This window comes from Nocardia neocaledoniensis, from assembly GCF_029868625.1.
Taxonomy (GTDB): Bacteria; Actinomycetota; Actinomycetes; order Mycobacteriales; family Mycobacteriaceae; genus Nocardia; species Nocardia neocaledoniensis_A.
Genome location: NZ_JARWOJ010000045.1, coordinates 1 through 25,087 on the forward strand (window position 1 = coordinate 1; position 25,087 = coordinate 25,087).

The following is a 25,087-nucleotide window of genomic DNA, read 5'->3' on the forward strand; positions in this document are numbered from 1 at the left end:
TCGGGCGCGGGACCGTCGATGAGCTTGCGCTTCAGGTACTCGTCCTCGAGCACCTGGCGGAACTTCTCGATGCCCCAGTCCTTGATGAGGAACTTCAGGCGGGCCTTGGTGCGCAGGCGGCGGTAGCCGTAGTCGCGGAACAGCGACACGACGGCTTCCCAGACATCGGGCACCTCGTCGAGCGGCACCCACGCGCCCACGCGCTTGGCCAGCATCGGGTTGGTCGACAGACCGCCGCCGACCCAGAGGTCGAGGCCGGGCCCGTGCTCGGGGTGGTTCACACCGACGAAGGCGACGTCGTTGATCTCGTGCACCACGTCCTGCTGGCCCGAGATCGCGGTCTTGAACTTGCGGGGAAGGTTGGAGTACTCCTTCTTCCCGATGTAGCGCTTGACGATCTCGTCGATGGCCGGGGTCGGGTCGATGATCTCGTCGAGCGACTCACCGGCCAGAGGCGAACCCAGGATCACGCGCGGGCAGTCGCCGCACGCCTCGGTGGTGTGCAGGCCGACCGATTCCAGCCGGCGCCAGATCTCGGGGACGTTCTCGACCTCGATCCAGTGGTACTGGACGTTCTCGCGGTCCGACAGGTCGGCGGTGTCGCGGCCGAACTCGGTGGAGATCTGGCCGATGGTGCGCAGCTGGGCGGCGTTGAGCGCGCCCGCGTCGCAGCGCACCCGCATCATGAAGTACTTGGCCTCGAGGATGTCGACGTTGTCGTCATCGGTCCAGGTGCCGTCGTAGCCCTCTTCGCGCTGGGTGTAGAGACCCCACCAGCGGAAGCGGCCACGCAGATCGGCCTTGTCGATCGAGTCGAAGCCGCCCTTGGCGTAGATGTTCTCGATCCGCGCGCGCACGTTGAGCGGATTGTCGTCCTTCTTGGACTGCTCGTTCGGGTTCAGCGGCTCGCGGTAGCCGAGGGCCCACTGGCCTTCGGAACGCCGGCGGACCGGCTTGCCGGTGCGCTCGCGCGGCGCGACGGGCGCCTCGCTGCGCGGCCGGTCGGGCCGCACGCGGCGTTCGGCTGCCGGGCGCTTGGCTGCTGCGCGCTCGGGGCTGGCCTGCGGCGTCGACTGGTCGGTCGAAGCGGCGTCGGTGCTCGACGTCATGTGGGGTCGCTCCTGCGGGGTGGGTGGTACATCCGTGCTGAAGGCGCGAGGGGCTGGCTCGCGTCAGGTGGTCAGCGGGCCGATGAGAAGTCGAAGGCACCGGGGGATACCCGGGCGGGGACGCCGCTGCGCTACCGGTGGAAACCGGGCCGACAACAGGCGCTGCAGACACGCTGGAAGTCGACGTGGCGGCGGGCCACGAGTCGTACTCCAGTTGCGTGCATGCGCCTATTCTGCCATGTCAGCCGGGTCGTTCCGACCGCAAGGAGATATTTCCCGCATTTTTGGGGGAAATTCCCTGGACGGGTGACCCGTTCTGTGACGGTCGTCATACCCGACTGCGCGGAAGCGACCGGTGATGCGTCTACGGATCGCCGTGTGCGGTCCGGCACGGCACGTTGACCTGGAGTGTTGTTGAGGTTGCAGAGTGGTCGCATGAGCAAGGACGCCACCGTGGCCGGCCACACACCCGCCGACCTCGACACCGAACTGGCGGCGATCCACGCCGTCGTCGCCACCATCGCGCACGCCCAGGACAACGAACTGATCGACGAATTCACCGCGGTCTTCCGGGAGGACGCGATCTGGACCACGGGCCACGGCAAGCGCCTGTTCGGCCGCGCCGCGATCGCCGAGTTCACCGCGCGGGTCCTGCCCGGCGCCACCACCCACGGCAAGGCGACCTATGAGATCGAGCACGTGCTGTTCCTGCGCCCCGATGTGGCCGCGGTCAAGATCCGTCAGACCTACGTGGATCTCGACGGCGAGGTCACCGGCCGAGGTACCCCGATGTACGTGATGACCAAGGAGGACGGCGCCTGGGTCCTCACCGCCAACCAGAACACACCGGTGGTGGCGGACTGACCCGGTCACCAGGCGGCCCACCGGGCCACCCGCGCAGGGCGTGGTGCCGGTGGTCTGCCGGGCCTTCGCGAGGGCTGCGCACGGTCGTCCATCGGCGCCCGGCAGACTGGAGGGGTGACTACCAGCGCTGTTCCCGGGGCTTCCGGCGTGAGACCGGCCGAGGCCGAGCGGCCGGTGCTGCGCGATTTCGGCGGTGGCGCGTTCGGGGTGTACGTGCACGTGCCGTTCTGCGCGACACGGTGCGGGTATTGCGACTTCAACACCTACACGGCGGGGGAATTGGGGACCTCGGCGTCGCCGCAGTCGTGGCTCGAGGCGCTGCGCGGGGAGCTCGCGACCGCGGCGGCGGAGTTCGGCGCGCTGCCGAGCGCGACGCCCGAGGTGTCGACCGTCTTCGTCGGCGGTGGAACGCCGTCGCTGCTCGGCGGTGACGGGTTGGCCGCGGTCCTCGACGCCGTCCGCGCGAACTTCACCCTGGCCGAGGGGGCCGAGGTGACCACCGAGTCGAACCCGGAATCCACCTCGCCGGAGTTCTTCGCGCGCATCAGGGCCGCCGGCTACACGCGGGTGTCGCTGGGCATGCAGTCCGCGGCGCGGCACGTGCTGAAGGTGCTCGATCGCACCCACACGCCGGGTCGCGCGGTCGCCGCGGCGAAGGAAGCCAGGGCGGCCGGTTTCGACCACGTCAATCTGGACCTGATCTACGGCACACCGGGGGAGACCGATGCCGATCTCGACGCCAGCCTCGACGCGGTGCTGGCCGCCGGAGTCGATCATGTCTCCGCCTACTCCCTGATCGTCGAGGACGGAACGGCCTTGGCACGCAAGGTCCGTCGCGGTGAGCTGCCCGCCCCGGACGACGACGTGCTCGCCGCCCGCTACGAACGCATCGACTCTCGGCTCGCCGCGGCGGGGCTGGCCTGGTACGAGGTCTCGAACTGGGCCGCGAACGACGAGGCGCGCTGCCGGCACAACCTCGGCTACTGGGACGGCGGTGACTGGCTCGGCGCGGGCCCGGGCGCGCACAGCCACGTGGGTGGCGTCCGCTGGTGGAACGTCAAACATCCCGCGCGCTACGCCGACCGCGTCACGCTCGGTGGCCTGCCCGCCGCAGGCTGGGAAGCCCTCACCGATGACGAGCGCTACACCGAGCACCTCATGCTCACCGTCCGGCTCCGCACCGGCCTGCCGCTCGGCACACTCGCGTCCTCCGCGCGACCCGCCCTCGACCGCATCGTCGCCGACGGCCTCGCGGTGATCACCGACGACCATCTGATTCTCACCGATCGCGGCCGCCTGCTCGCCGACGGCATCGTGCGTGACCTGCTCACCTGAGCGCCGGACCCGGAACGCCGAAACACGTCATCGCCCGCGAGGAGCGCACCGATCGCGGTGCCGACTCACGGCAGCGCGGACGTCGGCAGGCCCGCATCGCGGCGCGCGTGCGCGCGCTCCGGATCGGTGCGGGGCGGTCTCGGCGTGCTCGGCCGGCCAGGAAAAAACGGTTCCCCGCCGAGGGGTCAGCGTGGCACGATGCGCGGCGTGCCGTCCTCCCGAAGTGCGATGTTGCGTTGGCAATTCGACCTCGTCTGGTCGCTGTTCGAATTCCATCTCGAGCGGCTGGAGCCCGCAGACTTCCTGTGGGAGCCGGCCGAGCTGTGCTGGACGATGCGCAGGCACGGCGAGGCGGCCTGGGTCGCGGACTGGGCCGACACCGAACCTGATCCGATCCCGGTGCCGACGATCGGCTGGCTCAGCTGGCATATCGGCTGGTGGTGGAGCGTGGCGATCGACCACGCGCGGCACCGGCCGCCCCGGGAACGAACCGAGATCGTCTGGCCGGGTCCGGGCGCGCCCACCGTCGAGTGGTTGCGGGGGTTGCGGGCGGAATGGCTCGAGGTCCTCGACGGACTCGACGACGCCGCGCTCGACGCGGGCTCGGCCTATCCGTGGCCTGCCGATGCCGGGTTGACAGTCGCGCATCAGGTCTCCTGGGTCGATGCCGAGCTGATGAAGAACGTGGCCGAGATCGGGCAGCTGCGGCTGTTGCGGGACGCGCGGGGGTAGCCCGCGCGATATTGATTCGTGACCCGAATTTCCGGGTCGCCACCGTGCGCCAAGGACCTCGGGAATCGCCCGGTCAGCCGAGTGATCCGGCGTGATGCACACCTCACCGCGTGCCGTCGACACCGGGGTATCGAACCGGGACTTTCGCTGGGTTCGCGGCCGAAGATAACGATTGGGGGCGTAGGCTTCGGCTCGATCCTAGGGAGCTATATGTCCACCGAACGGCACATCACCCTCGTCCACGAGCAGAGCGAATTCGCGGAAGCGCGCTCTGCGGAGAAGGCGGAGAACGCGCGGCAGTGCGCGGTCGCCGCCCGCACGGTCGCGTCGCATTCCAACGACGCGGAAGACTGTGTATCGCTGCTGGCGATGCTCGGCCTGGATGCCCTCGCGGGCAAGCAGGTGGGCGCCGCGCACTCGGCAGCTCGCGGCTAGCTCGGTCTCGGCCGCCCACCACGGGCGGCCGGCACCGCCGCCGGATCCCGCGGACCGGCCGCGACCGGCACTCTCGGCTCGATGCCATGTCAGACCCGAGCCGACGCTGAGCGCTGCTCGCCGCCCGGCGCGGGCGACTCGCCGCCGATCACTCCGCCGGTGACCGTGGGACACCGATCGCCCAGCAGGGCCTCGGTATTCGCCGCCGTGATCAAGTAGTCCGGCAGTGCCCGCTCATGTTCCGGGTCCGTTGCCAGTCCTCCAGCGGGTGGTACGGCGCAGTGGAACAGGCGATCAAGGATGCGCGGTGCGGACACCGTCGAGGCTGGATTCGCCCCGATGACCGGCCCCGCCGCGTCGGTGACACCCCGACCGATCCCGGGCTCCAGCGCATCGGAGGGTGGCGACGGCTGAGAGCGCGGGCCACCGGCCCATGCCCGATCGACCGCCCCCGTGGCCGAGGTGCCGCCAGCCGCCGTGTCAGGGCGCGCGACGGACGAGAGGTCCTGCCGCCCCGGCCGTTCGCCGGGCCAGCCAGGCCCCGGTTCCATGCTCGGTGCGGGCAGGAGAGCAGTTCCTCCCGGCGGGCTGAAGCTGTTGGCGGGCAGCGACAGCGGCACGACGCCCGCATTGCTCGACACGGTCCGGACGACCGACTCACCCACGCCCTGCTCCGGTGACTCGCCACCCGGTGCACCGAGGTCACCTGGCCCGCCTCCCGCCTGACCGCCGACCTCACGGGTCGCCGACGTGCCGCTGCCCTCGATCTCGGTGCGGCCGGAGGCGTTGGCCGCCATGGCGGTGCTTTCCGAGTACCCGGCCGACCCCGGTTGCTCGCCCACCCGGTCGTTCTTCGGGCCGCGACCCGCATGCTCTGAACGATTCTCGCTGCCGATGTCTTCCGGTCGTTCCGCGACGCTGCGGGCGTCACCCGGTCGACCTTCGACGCTGCGGGAGTCACCCGGTCGACCCTGGACGCCGTGGCCGTCACCCGGTCGACCCTCGCCTATCGGTCCGCCTTTCGGCGAGCCGGTAGCCGCCCCTCTCGGCCGCCCTTCGTCTGCGCCCGAAGCCGATCGCTTCTCTGGAAAGGTGGCGACTCGCCGAGCTGGCATGGGCAGCACCGGAATCCGGCGGCCCACCGCGCCGAACGGCAGCACGTACCGCTCGTGCATCGCCGCACGCGCCTTCTCGACGGCACTCTCCTGGGCGCCATATCTCGCCGCGGCATCGCCGACCACGGCGACCACCGGTTCGGGTATCGCGTGCCGGGTGCTCACGATCGCCTCCGCGGCCGCCCGCACCGCGCCCGACAGCTCGACGAAGGCGGTGGTCAGTTCCCTCGCCTCCGCCACATAGGCGGTGACAGCCGCGCCCACCGCGTCCGCGGCGGTACCGGACCAGGCCACCACCCGCGCGTCGCGCAGCGCGCGGGCGAACGCGGATACCCCGTCTTCCCACCTGCGCGCGATCAGTTCGAAGCTGTCCGCTTGCGCCACCGCCGCCGTCACATCCAGCGGGGCGAAGGCCGCGACGATCTCCCGGTGATGCCAATTCCGGACGTTCTCACCGCCGCCGGGAATCCTGGGTGGCTCATACTCCAACATGACCGTCACCCATCGAAACCCGCTGAGTCGCAACGTTGTCTACAGCTCTCTGCCGATCGGCCCAGTCCTCGTCGACGAGCGTGAGTTGCTCGAATGCCCGCCGAAGGGCCAGCCGCAGATCCGCCACCACGTGAGCGTGTGCCGCCAGCACGGTGTCGATGCTGTTCCCGCCGCCGCCCGCCTTCGCACGCAGTCTCGCCACCAGCGCCGGGGCGGAGACCAGTCGTGCGTCGTCCTCGCCGAGCCCCCAGTACTCCTGCTCGGCGATCCGGCGGGCCATTACCCGCATCGCCTCGATCACGCGGAGGAACTCCGCACACCCGCGATCGAATCCGGCGAACTCCACCGGATCCACCGCCATCACGTTCCGCTGCATCGCACGCCCCTCCCGCCGGCCCGAAAACCACTGGTGAACAGCTGAATCAGTGCCGAACGTACGCCGCGTGCCCGCACTCGACCAGCCCCGATCGGCGGTCTGTGGACAACTCGCGACCTGTGGACAACTCGGGCGCGGGGCGACGAGGCGCGCGGGCGATTCCGGACCGGACAATTAGACTGGAGAACGAGACGCTGCGAGCGTCCGCGTGCGAGTCTGTGCGACGAACGCAGCGACACACGTGGGCCGATGAGGTACCCGGCACTAGCGAGGAGGTGGGGTCGATGGCGTCGAGCACCGAGGATCGGCGGTTCGAGGTCCTGCGAGCGATCGTCGCGGACTACGTCGCCACCAAGGAACCGATCGGCTCGAAGTCGCTCGTGGAGCGGCACAACCTGGGTGTCTCCAGCGCGACCATCCGCAACGACATGGCGGTCCTCGAGGCCGAGGGCTACATCACCCAGCCGCACACCAGCTCCGGCCGCATCCCCACCGACAAGGGCTACCGCGAGTTCGTCGACCGCATCGCCGAGGTGAAGCCGCTCTCCGGCGCCGAACGGCGGGCCATCATGGAGTTCCTCGAATCCGGTGTCGATCTCGACGACGTGCTGCGCCGAGGGGTACGCCTGCTGGCCCAGCTCACCCGCCAGGTGGCCGTCGTGCAGTACCCCACGGTCTCGGCGTCGATCGTGCGGCACATCGAAGTCGTCGCGCTCAACCCGGCCCGTCTGCTGCTGGTGGTCATCACCGACACCGGGCGGGTCGACCAGCGCATCGTCGACCTGGGCGCGGTGATCTCCGACGACGATCTGGCCGCCCTGCGCGGCCTGCTCGGCGGCGCCATGGACGGCAAGCTGCTCTCGGTGGCCAGCGCGTCGGTGGCCGGGCTGCCGGAACGGGCGCCCGACAAGATCAAGGATGTGCTGGTCCGCGTCTCGACCGTGCTGGTGGAGACCCTGGTCGAGCACCCGGAGGAGCGGCTCGTCCTCGGCGGCACCGCCAACCTCACCCGCAATGTCGCCGACTTCGGCTTCCCCGGCTCCCTGCGCACCGTGCTCGAGGCCCTCGAAGAGCAGGTCATCGTGCTGAAGCTGCTCGCCGCGGCGCAGCAACCCGGCCAGGTGATGGTGCAGATCGGTGAGGAGACCCAGGTCGAGCAGATGCGCGGCACTTCTGTGGTGTCCACCGGCTACGGTGCGGCCGGCGCGGTCCTGGGCGGCATGGGTGTGCTCGGGCCCACCCGGATGGACTATCCCGGGACGATGGCGTCGGTGGCGACCGTCGCCAGATACATCGGCGAGGTCCTCGCCGAAAGGTGACGGCGAGCCGGGACGGCCGACCCGCACTGTTAAAGTCGATACTTCGGCCGGTAAAGTTGAGTCGATTCGACTAAAGGATGCGCCCGGCGCTCGGCTGGACCACAGCGACCAAGGACTAGAGAACTCAAGTGGCACGGGATTACTACGGACTGCTCGGCGTCGGCAAGAACGCCACCGACCAGGAGCTCAAGCGCGCCTACCGCAAGCTGGCCCGCGAACTGCACCCCGACGTGAACCCGGACGAGGCCGCCCAGGCCAAGTTCAAGGAAGTCTCCACCGCGTACGAGGTGCTGACCGACCCGGAGAAGCGCCGGATCGTCGATCTCGGCGGTGACCCGCTCGAAAACGGCGGCGGCGGAGCCGGATTCAGCGGCGCGGGGTTCGGCGGCCTCGGCGACGTGTTCGAGGCGTTCTTCGGCGGGATGAGCGGCCAGGGCGGCGGCGTGCGCAAGCCGCGCGGCCGGGTGCAGCCCGGCGCCGACTCGCTCATCCGCACGCGGCTGAGCCTGGCCGAATGCGCTGTCGGCGTCACCAAGCACCTCACCGTCGACACCGCCATCCTCTGCGACATCTGCCAGGGCGCGGGCACCAACGGCAACTCCAAGCCGGTGCGCTGCGAGACCTGTGACGGCGCGGGCGAGGTGCAGTCGGTGCAGCGCTCGTTCCTCGGCCAGGTGCTCACCTCGCGGCAGTGCCCCACCTGCCGCGGCGCCGGGGAGACCATCCCCGACCCCTGCCACAAGTGTGGCGGCGACGGCCGTGTGCGCGCCCGCCGAGAGATCGCCGCGCCGATCCCGGCCGGCGTGGCCAACGGCATGCGCGTGCGCCTGGCCGCGCAGGGCGAGGTCGGCCCCGGCGGCGGTCACGCCGGCGACCTCTACGTCGAGGTCGTCGAGCAGCCGCACGACACCTTCGTCCGCGACGGCGACGATCTGCACTGCACCGTGCGGGTGCCGATGGTCGACGCCATCCTCGGCACCACGGTCGTGGTCGACACGATCCTCGACGGCCCCACCGAGCTCACCATCGCGCCGGGCACCCAGCCCGGCGAGGTCATCCAGCTGCGCGCCCACGGCATGCCCCGGCTGCGTTCCGGCGCCCGCGGTGACCTGCTGGCCCACCTCGACATCGTGGTGCCCACCAAGCTGGACGGCAAGCAGACCGACCTGCTGCGCAAGTTCAAGGGCATGCGCGACAAGGACCGCGCCGAGGTGATGTCGGCCCAGTCCGAGCACAACAGCGGCCTGTTCGCCCGGCTGCGCGCCTCCTTCAGCGGACGCTGACCCGGTGGCCGCGACGGTCTTCTATCTCGACGAGGTCCCCGAGCCCGGCGCCGTCGCGGTCCTGGACGGGCCGGAGGGCAGGCACGCCGCCACCGTGCGCCGGATCAGGGTCGGCGAGCCGATCACCCTGTCCGACGGGCGCGGTGTGCTCGCCGAATCGGAGGTGGTCGCGGCGGAGAAGAACCGGCTCGACCTCGCGGTCCGCACCCGCCGGGTCGCGACCCCGGCGACGCCGCGGGTACGGGTCGTGCAGGCGTTGCCGAAGTCGGATCGCTCCGAACTCGCCGTCGAACTGATGACCGAGGCGGGCGCCGACGAGATCGTGCCGTGGCAGGCCGCGCGCTGTGTCGCGAACTGGGAGGCCAAGGCCGCCAAGGGGATCGAGAAGTGGCGCGCCGCCGCGAAGTCCGCCGCCCGGCAGTCCCGGCGCGCGTACATCCCCGAGGTCGCCGAGCTGCACCGCACCCGCGAGCTGCTCGACCTGGTGCGCGCGGCGAAGGCCGACGGCGCGATCGTGGCCGCGCTGCACGAGTCCGGTGCGCGCAAATTCACCGAGCTTCCCCTGGCCGAGGCGCCCGAGGTGGTGCTGATCGTCGGGCCCGAAGGTGGCCTCGACGACACCGAACTGACCGCTCTGGCCGAGGCGGGTGCCGACATCGTGCTGCTCGGTCCGACCGTGCTGCGCACCTCCACGGCCGCCGCGGTGGCCCTCGGCGCCCTCGGGGCGCTCACCGCGCGGTGGTAGCGCGCCGGTCGCGCCCGCTGTGACCTGCGATCACTCGTCGATCGCGATTCGGCCGTACCGGTCGTTATATCGCTGGGCGGTGTCGGTGCCGCGCGTTAAACTGAGCTCATCGAACAGACAGTCGAGACCGGAAGCAGGCCATAGCCACTTTTGAAGAACTCAGGCGAGATCGGCGACCCCACCAACCCCGTATCAGGCATCGGCGCAGGCGGAAACAACGCGGGTCCCGCGGCGCGAACAGTGCGTTCCAGCATCGAACTCGCCCCGGAGTCTGTTTTCCCCTTCCTCGGCTCGGCCGACCAGAATCTCCGTCAGCTGGAGAAGCTGCTCCCGGCCGACATCCACGTCCGCGGCAACACCGTCACCATCACCGGCAAGGCCGGTGACGTCGCGCTGGCCGAACGCGTCATCGAGCAGCTCGTGGCGCTGACCGGCCGCAATCGCGTGATCACCCCCGAAGCGGTCCGGCACACCGTCTCCATGCTCACCGAGGGCGTGTCGGAGTCGCCGGCCGAGGTGCTGAGCCTGGACATCCTGTCGCGGCGCGGCAAGACCATCCGGCCCAAGACGCTGAACCAGAAGCGCTATGTCGACGCGATCGACGCCAACACCATCGTGTTCGGCATCGGTCCCGCCGGTACCGGCAAGACCTATCTGGCGATGGCCAAGGCGGTGCAGTCGCTGCAGTCCAAGCAGGTCACCCGCATCATCCTGACCAGGCCCGCGGTCGAGGCCGGTGAGCGGCTGGGTTTCCTGCCCGGCACGCTCAACGACAAGATCGACCCGTACCTGCGGCCGCTCTACGACGCGCTGCACGACATGATGGACCCGGAGGCGATCCCGAAGCTGCTCGCCTCGGGCGTCATCGAGGTCGCGCCGCTGGCGTACATGCGTGGCCGCAGTCTCAACGACTCGTTCATCATTCTCGACGAGGCGCAGAACACCACGGCCGAGCAGATGAAGATGTTCCTCACCCGCCTCGGCTTCGGGTCGAAGATGGTGGTCACCGGTGACATCTCGCAGGTCGACCTGCCCAACGGGCAGCGGTCGGGTCTGCGGGCGGCCTCGGAGATCCTCACCGACATCGACGACATCCACTTCTCGGAGCTCACCAGCGCCGACGTGGTGCGGCACCGGCTGGTCTCCGACATCGTCGACGCCTACGACCGGTATGAATCCGACACCCGAGCGGTGCCGGGCCCGCACTATCCCGGCAATCGCGCGGCGCGCCGCGCGGCAGGCCGGGCGAACCGCGGATAAGGCTGCGCTGCCGACGCGGGTTCCCAGCCGGGAACTCGCGTCGCGCTGTGCCGCCGTTACCCGCGCCACGCTGGACCGATGCGGTTTCATCGATCGAACACGGGCCCGTACCCTGAACAGGTGAGCATCGAGATCGCCAACGAATCGGGCATGGACGTCCCCGAAGAAGACCTGGTCAGCGTGGCACGGTTCGTGATCGGCCGGATGGACGTGCACCCGGCCGCCGAACTGTCGATGGTGCTCGTCGATCTCGACACCATGGCCGACCTGCACGTGCGCTGGATGGATCTGCCCGGCCCCACCGACGTCATGTCGTTCCCGATGGACGAGCTCGAGCCCGGCGGACGCCCCGACAGCCCGGAGCCCGGCCCCTCGATGCTCGGTGACATCGTGCTGTGCCCGGAGTTCGCGATGGGGCAGGCGCAGAAGGCCGGGCATTCGCTCGACCACGAACTGGCGCTGCTCACCGTGCACGGCGTCCTCCACCTGCTCGGCTACGACCATGCCGAGCCGGAGGAGGAGAAGGAGATGTTCGCGCTGCAGGGCCAGCTGCTCGAGGAGTGGTACGTGAGCCTGCGCGAGGAACAGCGGCGCGCCGAATTGGCCGAGCGCGATGCCAGGCTGCTCGGCAAGGCGGGCTTCACCGCGCCGGGTGACGCGCTGGGCCCCGCGTGACGGCATTCACCCAGATCCTGCTGACGATCGTGCTGATCGGCCTCGGCGGGATCTTCGCCGGGGTCGACTCGGCACTGAACACGGTGTCGCGGGCCCGGCTCGACGACATGGTCCGCGAGGAACGGCCCGGCGCCGCGCGCCTGCGCAGGATCGTCGACGACCGGCCGCGGTATGTGAATCTCATGGTGCTGCTGCGCATTCTGTGCGAGATCAGCGCCACCGTCCTGCTTGCCGCCGCGGCACTGCAGCTGTGGAGCCCGGCGACGGCCCTGCTGGTCACCGCGGCGGTGATGGTGATCGTGTCCTATGTCGTGATCGGTGTCGGGCCGCGCACCCTCGGTCGCCAGCACGCCTATTCGATCGCGCTGGGCGCCGCGGTGCCGCTGCAGGTCATCGGCGCGGTGCTGAGCCCGGTGAGCAGGCTGCTGATCCTGCTCGGCAACGCGATCACGCCGGGTAAGGGATTCCGCAACGGCCCCTTCGCCTCCGAGATCGAGCTGCGCGAGGTGGTCGACATGGCCAGGGAGCGTGGCGTCGTCGCCGATGACGAACGACGGATGATCCAGTCGGTCTTCGAACTCGGCGACACCCTGGCCCGCGCGGTGATGGTGCCGCGCACCGAGATGGTCTGGATCGAGCACGACAAGACCGCCGCGCAGGCGATGTCGCTCGCGGTGCGCTCGGGGCATTCCCGGATTCCGGTGATCGGCGAGAACGTCGACGACGTGCTCGGCGTGGTGTATCTGAAAGACCTTGTGCCCTATGCCGACCGCAGCCGCAAGGTGACGGTGCGCGAGGTGATGCGGCCCGCGGTGTTCATCCCCGATTCCAAGCCGCTCGACGACCTGCTCGACGAGATGCAGCGCCGCCGCAACCACATGGCGCTGCTGGTCGACGAGTACGGCGGCATCGCCGGGCTGGTGACCATCGAAGACGTGCTCGAGGAGATCGTCGGTGAGATCGCCGACGAATACGACACCGACGAGACCCCGCCGGTGGAGGACCTCGGTGACGGCCGCTACCGGGTCTCGGCGCGGCTGTCGGTGGAGGACCTCGGCGAGCTGTACGGGCTCGACATCGAGGACGAGGACGTCGACACCGTGGGTGGCCTGCTCGCCCACGAGCTGGGGCGTGTCCCGCTGCCCGGGTCGAAGGTGACGGTGTACGGGCTGGTGCTGCGCGGCGAGGGCGGCGCGGACGCGCGCGGCCGCATGCGGGTCAACACCGTGCTGGTGCGCCGCGCGCCCGACAAGGAGAAGAAGAACAAGACGTCGACCGGGGCGGGCGCCGAGCCCGCGGAGGTCAGCGTGCCCGACGACAACGGAGAAGCCGATGAGTGAACTGGACGCCGAGGACAACAAGCTGCTGGTGCTGGCGCGTGGCGCGCTGGGCCGCACCGGCGGTGCGAGCGGTGCCGCGGTGCGCGACACCGACGGCCGCACCTACGCCGCGGGCGAGGTCGCGCTGACCAGCCTGCGGCTGACCGCGCTGCAGGCCGCAGTGGCGGCCGCGATCTCCAGCGGCGCCGAGGGTTTCGAGGCCGCGGTCGTCGTCGGCGGTGCCGCCGAGGACGCGGGCATCGCCGCGCTGCACGAGGTCTCGCCGTCGGCCACGGTGATCAGCACCGACCGCGCCGGCGCCGTCCTGAGCGAGGTGCGCGGTGGCTGACACCGAATTCCGTTCCGGTTTCGTCTGTTTCGTCGGCCGCCCGAACACCGGCAAGTCGACGCTGACCAACGCGTTGGTCGGGTCCAAGATCGCGATCACCTCCTCGCGTCCGCAGACCACCCGGCACACGATTCGCGGCATCGTGCATCGCGAGCACGCCCAGCTCATCCTGGTCGACACTCCCGGCCTGCACCGTCCGCGCACCCTGCTCGGCCAGCGCCTCAACGATCTCGTGCGCGACACCTATTCCGAGGTCGACGTGATCGCCGTGTGCATCCCGGCCGACGAGAAGATCGGGCCGGGCGACCGCTGGATCGTCGAGCAGATCAAGATGATGGCGCCCAAGACCACCGTGCTCGGGGTGGTCACCAAGATCGACAAGGTGAGCCGCGACCAGGTCGCCCACCAGCTGATGGCGGTCTCCCAGCTGCTCGGGCCCGAGGCCGAGGTCGTGCCGGTGTCGGCGGTGAAGGGGGAGCAGGTCGAGGTGCTCGTCGACGTGATCGCGTCGAAGATGCCCGAGGGCCCGGCGTTCTATCCCGACGGCGAGATCACCGACGAGCCGGAGGAGACGCTCATGGCCGAGCTGATCCGCGAGGCCGCGCTCGAGGGCGTGCGCGACGAGCTGCCGCATTCGCTGGCCGTGGTGATCGAGGAGATCCAGCCGTACGAGGCCAACGAGGACATGCTCGAGGTGCATGCCCTGCTGTATGTCGAGCGGCCGAGCCAGAAGGCGATCATCATCGGCAAGAACGGTTCCCGGCTCAAGGAGGTCGGCACCAACGCGCGCAAGCAGATCGAGCACATCCTCGGCACCCGCATCTACCTGAACCTGCACGTGAAGGTGGCCAAGGATTGGCAGCGCGACCCGAAACAGCTGGGGAAGCTGGGCTTTTGACCGTTTGAGTGTCGGCCGGACGGGGTATCGTTCGGCGAATACGCCGGGTGCGTTCCGGTGTGCTCGCTGTTCGCCCCGGGGAGGCCGTCGAAGTGCCCGATGCCAATGATGTCGGCAAGCTGCTGGAGTTGCTGCGGGTACTCGAGATTCCCGACGCGAAGCCGCGGGTGCTGCGCGCGCTGTGGCGCGGACGGCGCACGCTGCCGCGACCGATCGTCGAGGTGGTCGGGGTGCAGGGGCACGCGGCGCTGGTCGGCGAGTTGTACAGCTGGCTGGGCGAATCCGGTGGCAGGCGCGCGACACCGCGCGCCAAGGTCGATCTGCACGCGCCCGACCTGCCCCGGACCGCGCTCACGCCCGACCTCGGCGCGGTCAGCTCGGTCGACGATCAGGAACTCGCCGGGCACTGCCTGCCGATCATCCAGCAGCTGGTCGCCGGTTTCGCCGCCGACGACACCGCCATGGGCGCGATCAAGTTCCCGCGCTACCGCACCGCCGACTGGCTGACCAGGCAGCGCGTCACCAGCGACGAATCCGAGACGCCCGACGAGTTGCGCCGCCGGTTGCCCAAGCTGTTGCGCAGCGGTTCGCCGACGAGTCGCTCCGACACCGCCGAGGGGGTCGCGGGCGACACGATCTCGCGGGTGGTCTTCGGTGTGCTGGCGTTGTGGCCGGTGCTGCGGTTGTGGCTGTGGGTGTCCGGGCGCATCCCCGGGATGTCGAAGGTGACGCGGTGGTTCCTGCACCAGCGTTATCTCGCGCCCGAATTGTCCGGCAGTTTCCTGGGTTTCGCCTCCCGGCTGACCGCCTCGCACCGGGTCGACGAGAACGAGGAGCAGGTCGCCAAACTGCTCATCCACGCCTTCCTCGAGGACCTGCGCGATGCCTATCGGCGCCGCATCTGGCGGCCGTCGAGCTGGCGGCGCACTGCCTACCCGGTGGCTCTGCTCGGCGGTTTGGCCGAGGGCGGCGACGGCGCGCGGATTCTCACCTGGATCAACGAGATCCGCAACGAAACAGGGCATTTCGATCCGCTGGTGGTCGTCGCGTTCCGGGACGAGGGCCCGCATCGTGAGGTCGGCGAGCTGGGCCACATCGGGGACCTGCGCCATCTGCGCACGCTGGAGAGCATCGCCGACCGGCCGACCGCGCAGCCGCAGGACCCGCTGCAGAGCTGGGTCCGTGAGATCGAGAACCGGCGCACCCACCGTCAGACCGACGCCTGGTTCCTGCCGTTGCGCGCGCTGCTTCCCGCCGACACGCCGCCGCACGTCAGCGATCCGCGCTTCCGTGGGATGGCGCTGCCGCCCGCGCCGCCGATGGCCGCGCGCAGCTGGTTCGTCGGGCTGTGCGTCCTGATCCCGATCGCCCTCGCCATCGGCGCCGCGCTCGTCTACTTCCCGCCGCTGCGCGGGGCGCCGTGTTCGCAGTGGCCGTGGACCGGCGGTGTCTCGGTGAGTCTGCGCGACGGCGAATGCGTCGGTTACAGCGACAATCCGCGGCAGATCTTCGCCGACGATCCCGAGCTGACCGCGATGCAGCGCGAGGTGTTCCGGCTCAACGCCGCCGCGGCCGAGGCGCGCGAGAGCAACCCGAACCGGCCGCTGGTCTCGCTGGTGTACTTCGCCGGACTCAGCTATGCCGACACGAATGTGCGTTATCCGCACGCCCAGGTCGAGGAGCTGGCCGGGTTGGCGGTGCAGCAGCGCCGCGCCCTGCTGGCCTCCGACGAGTCCGAACCACTGTTGCGCGTCGTCATCGCCAATGGCGGCACCGACATGCGGCACGCGCGGTGGGTGGTCGAGCATCAGCTGCGCGGGTTGGCGGCCGAGGACCCCAGCGTGCTCGGCGTGGTCGGCATCGACCGCAGCACCGACGAGACCCGTGGGGCGATCACCCGGCTCGGTGAACTCGGCGTGCCCGCGGTCGCGACGACGTTGTCCGCCGACGGGCTCGATCAGGCCTCGCCGCTGTATTTCCAGGCGGCGCCGAGCAACAAGGTGCAGGCGCGGCTCATCGCCGACTACGCGCAGGGCGCCCGCGAGAACACGGGCGGACGCCGCTACGACAAGGTGGTGATCTACCACCCGGACGCCGCCGACGACCTCTACGTCACCACCCTGGTCGCGGACCTGAAGGACGAACTCGCCGAGCGCGGGGTGCCCCAGGAGAGCCTGAGCTGGCGCGAACAGCAACAGCTCTACCGGTTCCCGGCCCCCTGCGAGACCGAGGGTTTCGACCGGAACACCCTGCTGTTCTTCGCCGGGCGCAACGACGACTTCCCGACCTTCGCCAAGGCGGTGAGCCGGGGTTGCCTCAGCGGCGACGGCCCGGCGATCCTGGGCAACGACGCGGTGACCCGCCTGATCACCGACCCCAAGGCGACCGCGGCGCTGCCCGCCAATCTCACCGTGCGCTACGTATCCAAGGCGGCGCCGGTGATGCTCGGCGGCGCCGACTGTGTGCGCGGTGTCGGCAAGGTCGGCGATCAGCCGGTGCCGTTCGAACACGAGCAGCTGTGCGTCGAACTGGCCGGGCTGATCGAGGACCTGCGCGGCTATCCCGAACTCGGCGATTACCGGCCCACCTGGGCCGGCGATCGCACCGGTCTGGCCTTCGACGTGAGCGGATTGTTCCTGCAGGCGGTGCGCAGCAGTCGCGGGGTACTGGCCGATCTGCCGCCGAACCGCACCGCCATCGCGGTGCAGATGCGCGAGAGCGACTATCGCGGCGTCACCGGCACGCTCGGTTTCTCGACCCGGCGCGTGGCCGACGGGTCATCCATCGCGGTGCTGGTCACCACGGCCGTCGGTGGGCAGGGCCCGCAGCGCTGCCTGATGATGTTCCCGCGCCAGACCGGTCAGGACGGCTGCCCGGCGGGCACCGAGAGTGATATCGAGGGGTGGGCGGAACCCGGTCGCTAGGCCCACCACGGCGTCGGCCGGTCACGGTCCCAGCGCCGTTCCGCTTCCAGCTGGGCGGCCAGGGCGATGAGCGTCGGCTCGGAGTTCGCGGTGCCCATCAGCTGCGCGCCGATCGGCAGTCCGGTGTCGGTGAATCCGGCGGGGACGTTCACGCTCGGCCAGCCGAGGACGTTCCACGGCCAGGTGAAGGGGCACGCGCCGGTGATCAGGCCGTTGGTCGCGCCGACGCCGATGCCGTCGATCTCCTCGGCGCGCGGGGCCGGGGTGGCCGTCGTCGGGGCCAGCACCAGGTCGTAGTCGTCGAAGAATCCGCCGATCCGCCGGTGCAGCAAGGGTTCCAGCATCCGGGCCGCGGTGAGCGCGGGTCCGCTGAGCAACCGGCCGACACGCGCGTTCGCCGTGGTCCGCGGGTCGACGACCGCCGCGGGCATGGACCTGCGCACCTTGCTGATCCCGCCGAGCGAGCGCGGCAGGAAGGAGGCGCCGATCAGGACGCCGTAGTGCAGATCCGCGACCGTCACCGTGTGCCCGAGGGCGCGCAGGGTGCTCGCCAGATCGTGCACGGCCGCCGCGATCTGGGGGTCGAGGGCGGTGCGGGTCGCGGTGAACGGAATACGCAGGGAGAGCGCGATTCTGAGCTTGCCCGGATCGCGGCCCACCGCCGCACCGGCGTCGATCGGAGCCGGCGTGTGCAGGTCGCCGGGGTGTGGCCCGGCGGCGAGGTCGAGCAGGAGCGCGGCGTCGCGCACGGTGCGCGCGAGCGGCCCGTTGACGGTGAGCCCGTGGAACGCCTCGGGGTGCGGCCAGGTGGAGATGCGGCCACGCTGGGGCTTGATACCGACCAGGTTGGTCCACGCGGCGGGAATGCGCACCGAGCCGGCGCCGTCGGAACCCAGTGCGGCGGGCACCAATCCGGCCGCGACCGCCGCCGCCGACCCGCCGGAGGAGCCACCGGGCGTGCGGGTCCGGTCCCACGGATTGCGGGTGTGCCCGAAGGCGTCGCCACTGGTGAACGGCAGCTGTCCGAGCTCGCAGGTATTGCTCTTGCCCACGATCACCGCGCCTGCCGCGCGCAACCGGCGCACCGCTTCGGCGTCCTCGGTGGCGGGCGCGAACTCGCCGCCGCAGCCGAAGGCGGTGACCTCGCCGGCGATATCGGTGTCGTCCTTGACCGCGATCGGCACGCCGAGCAGCGGCAGTCGGGTCCCGGCGGCGCGGCGCGCGTCGGCCTCGGCGGCCTCGCGCAGGGCGGCCGCGCGGCGCACGACGCGGAACGCGTTGAGGGTCGGCTGGGCTGCCTCGATCCGGTCGAGCGCGTCGGTGACGGCCGCGACCGAGGTGAGTCGGCCGTCGGCGATGGCGGCGCTGAGCTCGGTGAGGCCGAGGTCGGCGGGGGAGGTCGACGCGACGCGGTCGGGCACGGACATGGGGACTCCGTCTCTGCTGGTGGTGGGCTCGACGGTAACGACGAACTGGTCGGCCGTCCACATACCCTGGGTGGATTTCTGCCTAGACATACATTCAGTATGTATGTAACAGTGGAGTGGCCCAGCATTCGACCAGGGGAGGACCCCATGGGAATCAGCTCAGCACTCGGCCCGGCACACGACATCTCGCTCTCGTCCGGGCGCCTCCGCTATCACGACACCGGGACCGGATCGCCGGTCGTCTTCGTCCACGGCCTGCTCGTCAACGCCGATCTGTGGCGCGGAGTCGTCCCCGGACTCGTCGCGGCCGGACACCGCTGCCTCGCACCGGACTGGCCACTCGGCTCGCACTCGATCCCGATGCCCGACGCCGATCTCACCCCGGTCGGCCTGGCCGACCTGATCGCCGAGTTCCTCGACGCGCTCGACCTCACCGATGTCACGATCGTCGCCAACGACACCGGCGGCGCGCTCACCCAGATCCTGATGACCCGCCGGCCGGAGCGCATCGCCCGCGTCGTCCTGGCCGCCGTCGACTGCTTCGAGGTCTTCCCGCCGAAGCCGTTCACGGCCCTGGTGCGCCTGGCGAAGATCCCCGGCGCGATCGCCCCGCTGCTCGCCCCGTTGCGCTGGCGGCCCGCCCAGCGGCTGCCGCTCGCCTTCGGCTGGGTGACCAAAAACCCACTGCCCCGACCGATCGCGGAGTCCTACCTGGGTCCGGCCCGGCGCGACGCCGCCATCAGGGCCGACCTGCGCCGCTTCGCCGCCGGCGTGGACGCGCGGCACACCCTCGACGCCGCGCGACGTTTCGCCGAGGTCGAGCTGCCGGTGCTCGTGGTCTGGTCGACCGAGGACAAGCTGTTCCCGATGTCGCTGGCCCGTCGGCTGGTCGCCGACCTGCCGCACGCGAGCCTGCGCACCGTCGGCGATTCCTACACCTTCCTGCCCGAGGACCAGCCGGAGTTGCTCGCCGAACTGATCGTGGAGTTCACTCGGCTGCATGCAGCGCCGTAGTCAGGAGGACCGCTCCCGCACCACCCGTGCCGCGCTCGAGCGGGCAGGCCGTGACCTGTTCGCCGAGCGCGGCTTCGCCGCCACCTCCGCCGAGCAGTTGGTGGCGGCCGCCGGGGTCACCCGCGGTGCGCTGCACCACCACTACGGCGACAAGCGCGGACTGTTCCTCGCCGTGCTCGAACAGGTCGAGACCGAGGCCACCGCGGAGATCCAGGACGCGGTCGCCGCGGTCGACCCCGACGACGTGGTCGCGGGCATGACCGCGGGGCTGGCCCGCTTCCTCGACATCTGCGCCCGCCCGCAGATGCTGCGCATCGTGCTGATGGACGCCCCGACCGTGCTGGGCTGGCCCGCCTTCCGCGAGTTCGAGGCCAGGCACGGACTCGGCCTGATCACCGCCCAGTTGCAACGTGCCACCGACGCGGGCCTCGTCCCGGCCGCGCCCGTCGCGGTGCTGGCTCAGCTGCTGCTCAGCGCCATCTCCGAAGCCGCCCTCATCGTCGCCCACGCCGATGATCCCGACCGCGCGCGGCTCGAGACCCAGCAGTCACTGCTCCTACTGCTCGCGGGTCTGCTGCGGCAGAACTGAGGCCGATACGCCGGGGTGTGTCCGTGGGCGCGGTGTCGGGCCGACGTGGAAGACTGGGCGCGTGCGGTTGTATCGGGATGAGGCGGTGGTGGTCCGTCAGCACAAGCTGGGCGAGGCCGATCGCATCGTCACGCTGCTGACCAGGCAACACGGGCTGGTGCGCGCGGTGGCCAAGGGTGTGCGGCGCACCAAGTCGAAGTTCGGGGCCAGGCTCGAGCCGTTCGCCTACATCGACGTGCAGCTGCATCCGGGTCGCACCCTCGACATCGTCACCCAGGTGACCACCGTCGAGGCGTTCGCCGCCGACATCATCGACGACTACGGCCGCTACACCACCGCCTGCGCCATCCTCGAGACCGCTGAGCGCCTCGCGGGCGAGGAACGCGCGCCCGCCCCGAAACTGCACGCGCTCACCGCCAGCGCCCTGCGCGCCATCGCCGCCAAGCAACGCCCGCACGAACTGATCCTCGACGCGTACCTGTTGCGCGCCATGGGTTTCGCGGGCTGGGCACCCGCGCTCGACGAATGCGCCCGCTGTGCCACCCCAGGTCCGCATCGCGCGTTCCATGTCGCGGCGGGCGGCGCGGTGTGTGTGCACTGCAGGCCGCCGGGTGCGAGCACCCCGGCCACCGGCGTGCTCGATCTGCTCGTCGCCCTGTTGAAGGGGGAGTGGGACTACATCGCGGGTGTGCCCGACAACGTCCGCCGCCAGGCCAGCGGTCTGGTCGCCGCCCATCTGCAGTGGCATCTGGAACGCCAGTTGCGCACCTTGCCGCTGATCGAGCGGTCCGTCGGCCCCGGGGTGGACCGATCCGTCGTCGCGGGCTGAGCGGGCACCGGCACGGCGACGGCTCGAGTTCCCGGCCGCTCGGACGAAGACGGTGTGCTCAGCGCACCGCCCGCACTCCGGCGCCCGGTGACCATCAGGCAGGATGGATGCCGTGATCCTGCGTCGTGACACTTCCACCGCGAGCAAGACGGCCCGCGACATCCGCCCGCCGTCGCAGCACCCCTCCGGCGCGCGGCCGCCCGCGATCCCGCCGGAGCTGGTGCCCAACCACGTCGCGCTGGTGATGGACGGCAACGGCCGCTGGGCACAGGAGCGCGGCCTGCCGCGCACCGCCGGGCACGAACGGGGCGAGGCCGTGCTCATGGACGCGGTCGAAGGGTCCATCGAGATCGGCGTCAAGTGGCTGTCGGCCTACGCCTTCTCCACCGAGAACTGGCGCCGCAGCCCCGACGAGGTCCGCTTCCTGATGGGCTTCAACCGCGATGTCATCCGCCGCCGCCGTGACGAGATGCACGAGATGGGTGTGCGGGTGCGCTGGGCCGGGCGCCGACCGCGCCTGTGGCGCAGCGTGATCAAGGAGCTCGAGGTCGCCGAGGAGCTCACCAAGGACAACGACGTGATGACGCTGACCATGTGCGTCAACTACGGCGGTCGCGCCGAGATCGCCGACGCCGCACGCGAAATCGCGCGCCGGGTGGCCGCGGGGGAGATCGATCCGGAGAAGATCGACGAGGCCACCGTCGCCCGCTACCTCGACGAACCCGACATGCCCGATGTCGACCTGTTCCTGCGCCCGTCGGGGGAGTTCCGCAGCTCGAACTTCCTCATCTGGCAGGCCGCCTACGCCGAATTCGTCTACCAGGACACGCTTTTCCCCGATTTCGACCGGCGTAACCTGTGGGACGCGTGCCTGGAATACGCCAAGCGCGATCGTCGCTTCGGCGGCACCAAATGAGCGACGGAGCCGAGATGGACGCCACGGTCACCCCCGACCTCGACCTGCAGGCGCGCACCGGCGCCTGCCTGCAGATGCAGGACATCGATGTGCGCGTCGACGCCGACGGATCGCTCGGCTTCGAATACGACGGCGCGCTGTGCTCGATCCGCGCCGTCACCCTGGCGCCCGGACTCACCGTGCTGTCGCTGACGAGCGTGCTTGCCTGGGATCGGCCGCTCAAGCCGCAGCTGCACAAGCGGGTCGCCGAGCGCAACAACGAGATGCAGTTCGGCTCGGTCACCCTGATCGGGCGCGGCAAACTGGGCGATGTGATCCTGCGCTACACGTTCCCCGCCGAGGGTCTCGACGACAGCGCGCTCACCACCATGTTGTTGCTCGCGCTGTCCGGCGCGAGCAGGGCCAGGCAGGGCCTGCTCGCGCCGTAGGCGTCAGCTGCTGGGCTTCCAGGTGATCTTGCCGCCCTGGAAATCCTGGGCCTTGCCGCCCTGGTAGTCGTACTCGTCGCTGGTGGGGTAGCCGTAGCGGCCGCCCTCGGCGCCCGCGCGGATCCAGTCGGCCTGGATGCTGCCCCACACCGCGTGCGCGCCGGTGGTCGAGGTCCAGTAGATGGCGCCGGTCGGGAACATGGTGAACCGGCCGTCGCCCTTGCCCGCCTTGGCCACATCGCTGAGCGGGAACCCGAGCGGGCTCGACTCCCAGCCGAGCGCGGCCCACTTGTCCCGGATCGGGCCGCTGATCTCGTGCGCGCCGGTACCGACGGACCAGTAGATCGAGCCCTTCTGGAAGTGATTGAACCGGCCCGCGCCGTTGGGCGTCGACTGCTCGCGGGTGACCGGGTAGCCGAGCTTGCCCGACTCGTTGCCGTGCTGGGCGAACTTGTCCCTGATCTGCCCGGCGATGGTGTTGGCGTTGGTCTCGGGGTGCCAGTAGATGGCCGCGTTGTTGGCGAAGGTCTGGTACTTGCCGCCGGCCGCGGCATCGGACTCGGGGGAGGTGGGGTCGCCGAGCGCGGCGCCGCCCGCCTGGTCGTATTCGACCTCGATCGCGCCGCCCACCTCGAAGCCGCCGATCATGCGCGCCTGTGCGGTGCCCGCGACGGCCGCGGGCAGGACGAGGGCGGCCGCGAGCGCGGCGACGGTGCGTGATCGAAGGTGTCGACGGTGAAATGCCACAGGAAACTCCCTGGTCGATTCGTTTTTCGGTGATTTTCGGCGCTAGACCCCGACCGGCACCGCACCCGAACCTACCCGTTCACCCGCGCTCATAACAGTGACGTTTCTAACCCTCGGCGACCGGTCTGATGCCCAGCATCGCCTCGACGCCGCGCGCGAAGTCGTCCGGATCCACGTCCCCGAGCAGCAGGTGCTGGAGCATGAATCCGGGCAGGAAACTGATCATCGACTTGGCCATCGCGTCCACGTCGGCGTCCGCCGGGATCCAGCCGAGGTCGCGCATGCGCACCGCGTACTCGCGCCACAGCTCCCGCATGCCCGCGATGGCGGCGCGCACCGGCACGCTCGCCTCCGGCTGGACCATCGCCATCGCCCACGCCTGCGGTGCCAGCCGCAGCGGCCCGTCCGGCCCGCCGCGCTTGATCACCTCCGAGGTCACCAGCCGCACGACCTCGGCGGGGGTGGGGGCCTGCTCGCTGCGGATGATCTCGGCCATGCGTCCGCGCAGGGGCGTCATCGTCTCCAGGATCAGCGCGAAGATGATGTCGTTCTTGCTCGCGAAGTACCGGTAGACCGCGCCCGCGGACAGCTCGGCTTCGGCGAACACGTCCTGCATCGACGTGTCGTGGAACCCCTTGCGCGTGAAGCATCGCTGCGCGGCCTCGAGGATCTGTTTCCGGCGGCGTTCCAGGTGCTCTTCGCTGACTCGGGGCATGCTTCCAAAATAAAACGAATATCCGTTCTTGACAAGCGAGGTCGCTCGGTGTCACCGTTGAGGCAATAAAGAACGAACATTCGCTTTAAGGGAGAATGTCATGTCGACCACCCGACGAGCAGTCGCGCTCGGTCTCGCGGCCACCCTGCTGCAGGCGCTGCTCCTGATCGCCTTCGCCTGGCCCGCCGTCAACCTCGCGCCGCGGGACCTGCCCATCGCGGTCAGCGGTCCGCAAGCCACCCAGCTCAGCATGCAGCTGCACCAGCGCAGCCCCGACGCCTTCAGCATCACCACCCTCGCCGACGCGGACGCGGCCCGAACGGCGCTGGCCGACAACGAGATCTACGGTGCGATCGTCACCGGCAACGGCGCACCGCAGGTCCTGGTCGCCTCGGCCGCCTCACCGGCGGTGGCTCAGCAGCTCACCGCCGTGGCCCAGCAGCTCGGCGGCGCCGCCCCGGCGCCGGTCGAGGACGTGGTCGCGACCGATCCCGACGATCCGCGCGGCGCCGGTTTCGGGTCGATGGTGCTGCCCCTGGTGATGTCGGGCATCGCCGCGGGTGTGCTGCTCACCCTGCTGGTGTCCACGCTCGGTGGCCGCCTCGCCGGGTTGTTCACCTTCGCGGTGGCGGGTGGCCTGCTCAGCACCCTCGTGTTCCACACCTGGCTGTCGATCGTCCCCGGCTCCTACCTCGAGCTGTCGGCCATCGCCGGGCTGTCCGCCTTCGCCGTCGCCGCCACGATCGTCGGCCTGGCCGCCGCCATCGGGCGCGCCGGTATCGGACTCGGCGCTCTGACGATGCTGCTCATCGGCAACCCCTTCTCCGCGGCCACCTCGGCGCCGGAGCTCCTGCCGCAGCCGTGGGGCACGATCGGCCAGCTGTGCCCGCCCGGTGCGACCGCCTCGCTGATGCGCGCGGTCGCCTACTTCGACGGCGCGGGTGCGCTCGCGCCGTTCGCGGTCCTGTTGACCTGGTCGGCCGTCGGCCTCGCTCTGCTCGGCGTCGGTGCCCTGCGCTCGCGTCGCCCGGTCGTCGAGGACGGTCCGGAGCGGGCGACGGTCTCGGCCTGATCCGCGCGCGGCGGCCCTGAACGCCCGCAAAACACCGGCCGCGGGGGGGCGTTGTTGGGTGGTGTCGGCGAGAGGGGCGGGTGGCGGCGGGGCCCCCGCCGCCACGGGCCGCCGGGGGGG

The 25,087-nt window shown here is 70.4% G+C and carries 25 protein-coding genes; 19 read left to right on the forward strand and 6 right to left on the reverse strand.

Annotated elements, in window-relative coordinates:
* Positions 1-1,109, reverse strand: a 1,109-nt coding sequence (locus QH270_RS02195) for a nitrite/sulfite reductase (protein WP_280338640.1), incomplete at its 3' end; no start/stop codon positions are given.
* A gap of 435 nt (positions 1,110-1,544) precedes the next feature.
* Here QH270_RS02195 and QH270_RS02200 point away from each other — a divergent pair.
* The 4 genes from QH270_RS02200 (at position 1,545) to QH270_RS02215 (ending at position 4,475) form a co-directional block, all read left to right on the forward strand.
* Positions 1,545-1,973 (forward strand): SgcJ/EcaC family oxidoreductase, encoded by a 429-nt coding sequence (locus QH270_RS02200; protein WP_280338641.1) that lies wholly within the window; start codon positions 1,545-1,547, stop codon positions 1,971-1,973.
* A 147-nt stretch (positions 1,974-2,120) separates the two neighbouring features.
* The gene (gene hemW, locus QH270_RS02205; RefSeq protein ID WP_280338659.1) at positions 2,121-3,308 is read left to right on the forward strand and encodes a radical SAM family heme chaperone HemW; all 1,188 of its coding nucleotides are present in this window, start codon (positions 2,121-2,123) and stop codon (positions 3,306-3,308) included.
* A gap of 228 nt (positions 3,309-3,536) precedes the next feature.
* Positions 3,537-4,040 carry a DinB family protein gene (locus QH270_RS02210; protein WP_280338642.1) on the forward strand — a complete coding sequence of 168 codons (504 nt, stop codon included), beginning with the start codon at positions 3,537-3,539 and terminating at the stop codon, positions 4,038-4,040.
* Positions 4,041-4,250: 210 nt separating this feature from the next.
* A complete protein-coding gene (locus QH270_RS02215) occupies positions 4,251-4,475 on the forward strand; it encodes a hypothetical protein (RefSeq protein WP_280338643.1) in 225 nt (74 codons plus the stop codon).
* A gap of 89 nt (positions 4,476-4,564) precedes the next feature.
* Here QH270_RS02215 and QH270_RS02220 read toward each other — a convergent pair whose 3' ends face one another.
* On the reverse strand, positions 4,565-6,082 hold the full coding sequence (locus tag QH270_RS02220; protein ID WP_280338644.1) for a hypothetical protein: 1,518 nt from the start codon (positions 6,080-6,082) through the stop codon (positions 4,565-4,567).
* Entirely contained in the window at positions 6,069-6,437 is a 369-nt protein-coding gene (locus QH270_RS02225) for a hypothetical protein (protein ID WP_280338645.1), read from the reverse strand. Before QH270_RS02225 ends, QH270_RS02220 begins: the two co-directional genes overlap by 14 nt.
* A 305-nt stretch (positions 6,438-6,742) precedes the next feature.
* On the opposite strand from QH270_RS02225, the gene hrcA reads away from it, so the two are divergent.
* The 9 genes from hrcA (at position 6,743) to QH270_RS02270 (ending at position 17,230) form a co-directional block, all read left to right on the forward strand.
* The gene (gene hrcA / locus QH270_RS02230) at positions 6,743-7,777 is read left to right on the forward strand and encodes a heat-inducible transcriptional repressor HrcA (RefSeq protein ID WP_110039633.1); all 1,035 of its coding nucleotides are present in this window, start codon (positions 6,743-6,745) and stop codon (positions 7,775-7,777) included.
* A gap of 128 nt (positions 7,778-7,905) precedes the next feature.
* Positions 7,906-9,060, forward strand: coding sequence for a molecular chaperone DnaJ (dnaJ, locus tag QH270_RS02235; protein WP_232997442.1), 1,155 nt, complete (start codon positions 7,906-7,908; stop codon positions 9,058-9,060).
* A gap of 4 nt (positions 9,061-9,064) precedes the next feature.
* Positions 9,065-9,805: a 16S rRNA (uracil(1498)-N(3))-methyltransferase gene (locus tag QH270_RS02240; RefSeq protein WP_280338646.1), complete on the forward strand. Its 741-nt coding sequence runs from the start codon at positions 9,065-9,067 to the stop codon at positions 9,803-9,805.
* A gap of 198 nt (positions 9,806-10,003) precedes the next feature.
* Positions 10,004-11,065, forward strand: a complete 1,062-nt coding sequence (locus tag QH270_RS02245) for a PhoH family protein (protein WP_280338660.1) — start codon at positions 10,004-10,006, stop codon at positions 11,063-11,065.
* A gap of 120 nt (positions 11,066-11,185) precedes the next feature.
* On the forward strand, positions 11,186-11,740 hold the full coding sequence (ybeY, locus tag QH270_RS02250) for an rRNA maturation RNase YbeY (protein ID WP_019045862.1): 555 nt from the start codon (positions 11,186-11,188) through the stop codon (positions 11,738-11,740).
* Positions 11,737-13,080, forward strand: a complete 1,344-nt coding sequence (locus QH270_RS02255) for a hemolysin family protein (RefSeq protein ID WP_280338647.1) — start codon at positions 11,737-11,739, stop codon at positions 13,078-13,080. The genes ybeY and QH270_RS02255 overlap by 4 nt, the downstream gene beginning before the upstream one ends.
* A complete protein-coding gene (locus QH270_RS02260) occupies positions 13,073-13,408 on the forward strand; it encodes a cytidine deaminase (RefSeq protein ID WP_280338648.1) in 336 nt (111 codons plus the stop codon). Before QH270_RS02255 ends, QH270_RS02260 begins: the two co-directional genes overlap by 8 nt.
* On the forward strand, positions 13,401-14,306 hold the full coding sequence (era, locus tag QH270_RS02265; RefSeq protein WP_280338649.1) for a GTPase Era: 906 nt from the start codon (positions 13,401-13,403) through the stop codon (positions 14,304-14,306). The genes QH270_RS02260 and era overlap by 8 nt, the downstream gene beginning before the upstream one ends.
* Positions 14,307-14,398: 92 nt before the next feature.
* A complete protein-coding gene (locus QH270_RS02270; protein WP_280338650.1) occupies positions 14,399-17,230 on the forward strand; it encodes an ABC transporter substrate-binding protein in 2,832 nt (943 codons plus the stop codon).
* Here the strand turns inward: QH270_RS02270 and QH270_RS02275 are convergent.
* On the reverse strand, positions 17,227-18,657 hold the full coding sequence (locus QH270_RS02275) for an amidase (protein WP_280338651.1): 1,431 nt from the start codon (positions 18,655-18,657) through the stop codon (positions 17,227-17,229). The genes QH270_RS02270 and QH270_RS02275 overlap by 4 nt on opposite strands.
* Before the next feature lie 147 nt (positions 18,658-18,804).
* Between QH270_RS02275 and QH270_RS02280 the strand changes: the two genes are divergently transcribed.
* The 5 genes from QH270_RS02280 (at position 18,805) to QH270_RS02300 (ending at position 22,433) form a co-directional block, all read left to right on the forward strand.
* The gene (locus QH270_RS02280; RefSeq protein ID WP_280338652.1) at positions 18,805-19,671 is read left to right on the forward strand and encodes an alpha/beta fold hydrolase; all 867 of its coding nucleotides are present in this window, start codon (positions 18,805-18,807) and stop codon (positions 19,669-19,671) included.
* Positions 19,658-20,260 (forward strand): TetR/AcrR family transcriptional regulator, encoded by a 603-nt coding sequence (locus QH270_RS02285; protein ID WP_280338653.1) that lies wholly within the window; start codon positions 19,658-19,660, stop codon positions 20,258-20,260. Before QH270_RS02280 ends, QH270_RS02285 begins: the two co-directional genes overlap by 14 nt.
* A gap of 61 nt (positions 20,261-20,321) precedes the next feature.
* Positions 20,322-21,089, forward strand: coding sequence for a DNA repair protein RecO (recO, locus tag QH270_RS02290; RefSeq protein WP_280338654.1), 768 nt, complete (start codon positions 20,322-20,324; stop codon positions 21,087-21,089).
* 103 nt (positions 21,090-21,192) lie between these two features.
* Positions 21,193-22,005 (forward strand): isoprenyl transferase, encoded by an 813-nt coding sequence (locus QH270_RS02295; RefSeq protein WP_280338655.1) that lies wholly within the window; start codon positions 21,193-21,195, stop codon positions 22,003-22,005.
* A gap of 74 nt (positions 22,006-22,079) precedes the next feature.
* Positions 22,080-22,433, forward strand: a complete 354-nt coding sequence (locus tag QH270_RS02300) for a YbjN domain-containing protein (protein WP_233001717.1) — start codon at positions 22,080-22,082, stop codon at positions 22,431-22,433.
* A gap of 3 nt (positions 22,434-22,436) precedes the next feature.
* Here the strand turns inward: QH270_RS02300 and QH270_RS02305 are convergent, their stop codons facing one another.
* Positions 22,437-23,180: an LGFP repeat-containing protein gene (locus QH270_RS02305; RefSeq protein WP_280338656.1), complete on the reverse strand. Its 744-nt coding sequence runs from the start codon at positions 23,178-23,180 to the stop codon at positions 22,437-22,439.
* Between the two features lie 106 nt (positions 23,181-23,286).
* Complete coding sequence (locus QH270_RS02310; protein ID WP_280338657.1) at positions 23,287-23,895, reverse strand: TetR/AcrR family transcriptional regulator; 609 nt, start codon at positions 23,893-23,895, stop codon at positions 23,287-23,289.
* 100 nt (positions 23,896-23,995) lie between these two features.
* On the opposite strand from QH270_RS02310, the gene QH270_RS02315 reads away from it, so the two are divergent.
* Positions 23,996-24,967 carry a hypothetical protein gene (locus QH270_RS02315; RefSeq protein WP_280338658.1) on the forward strand — a complete coding sequence of 324 codons (972 nt, stop codon included), beginning with the start codon at positions 23,996-23,998 and terminating at the stop codon, positions 24,965-24,967.
* Positions 24,968-25,087 lie beyond the last annotated feature (120 nt).

Bases quoted from the DNA above. Each gene is read 5' to 3' on its own strand.
- QH270_RS02300 (WP_233001717.1), top strand. From the start codon at position 22,080: ATGCAGGACATCGATGTGCGCGTCGACGCCGACGGATCGCTCGGCTTC.
- QH270_RS02275 (WP_280338651.1), bottom strand. From the start codon at position 18,657: ATGTCCGTGCCCGACCGCGTCGCGTCGACCTCCCCCGCCGACCTCGGC.
- QH270_RS02210 (WP_280338642.1), top strand. From the start codon at position 3,537: ATGTTGCGTTGGCAATTCGACCTCGTCTGGTCGCTGTTCGAATTCCAT.
- QH270_RS02310 (WP_280338657.1), bottom strand. From the start codon at position 23,895: ATGCCCCGAGTCAGCGAAGAGCACCTGGAACGCCGCCGGAAACAGATC.
- QH270_RS02215 (WP_280338643.1), top strand. From the start codon at position 4,251: ATGTCCACCGAACGGCACATCACCCTCGTCCACGAGCAGAGCGAATTC.
- hrcA (WP_110039633.1), top strand. From the start codon at position 6,743: ATGGCGTCGAGCACCGAGGATCGGCGGTTCGAGGTCCTGCGAGCGATC.
- QH270_RS02315 (WP_280338658.1), top strand. From the start codon at position 23,996: ATGTCGACCACCCGACGAGCAGTCGCGCTCGGTCTCGCGGCCACCCTG.
- QH270_RS02200 (WP_280338641.1), top strand. From the start codon at position 1,545: ATGAGCAAGGACGCCACCGTGGCCGGCCACACACCCGCCGACCTCGAC.
- QH270_RS02295 (WP_280338655.1), top strand. From the start codon at position 21,193: ATGGATGCCGTGATCCTGCGTCGTGACACTTCCACCGCGAGCAAGACG.
- QH270_RS02260 (WP_280338648.1), top strand. From the start codon at position 13,073: ATGAGTGAACTGGACGCCGAGGACAACAAGCTGCTGGTGCTGGCGCGT.
- QH270_RS02220 (WP_280338644.1), bottom strand. From the start codon at position 6,082: ATGTTGGAGTATGAGCCACCCAGGATTCCCGGCGGCGGTGAGAACGTC.
- QH270_RS02285 (WP_280338653.1), top strand. From the start codon at position 19,658: ATGCAGCGCCGTAGTCAGGAGGACCGCTCCCGCACCACCCGTGCCGCG.
- QH270_RS02280 (WP_280338652.1), top strand. From the start codon at position 18,805: ATGGGAATCAGCTCAGCACTCGGCCCGGCACACGACATCTCGCTCTCG.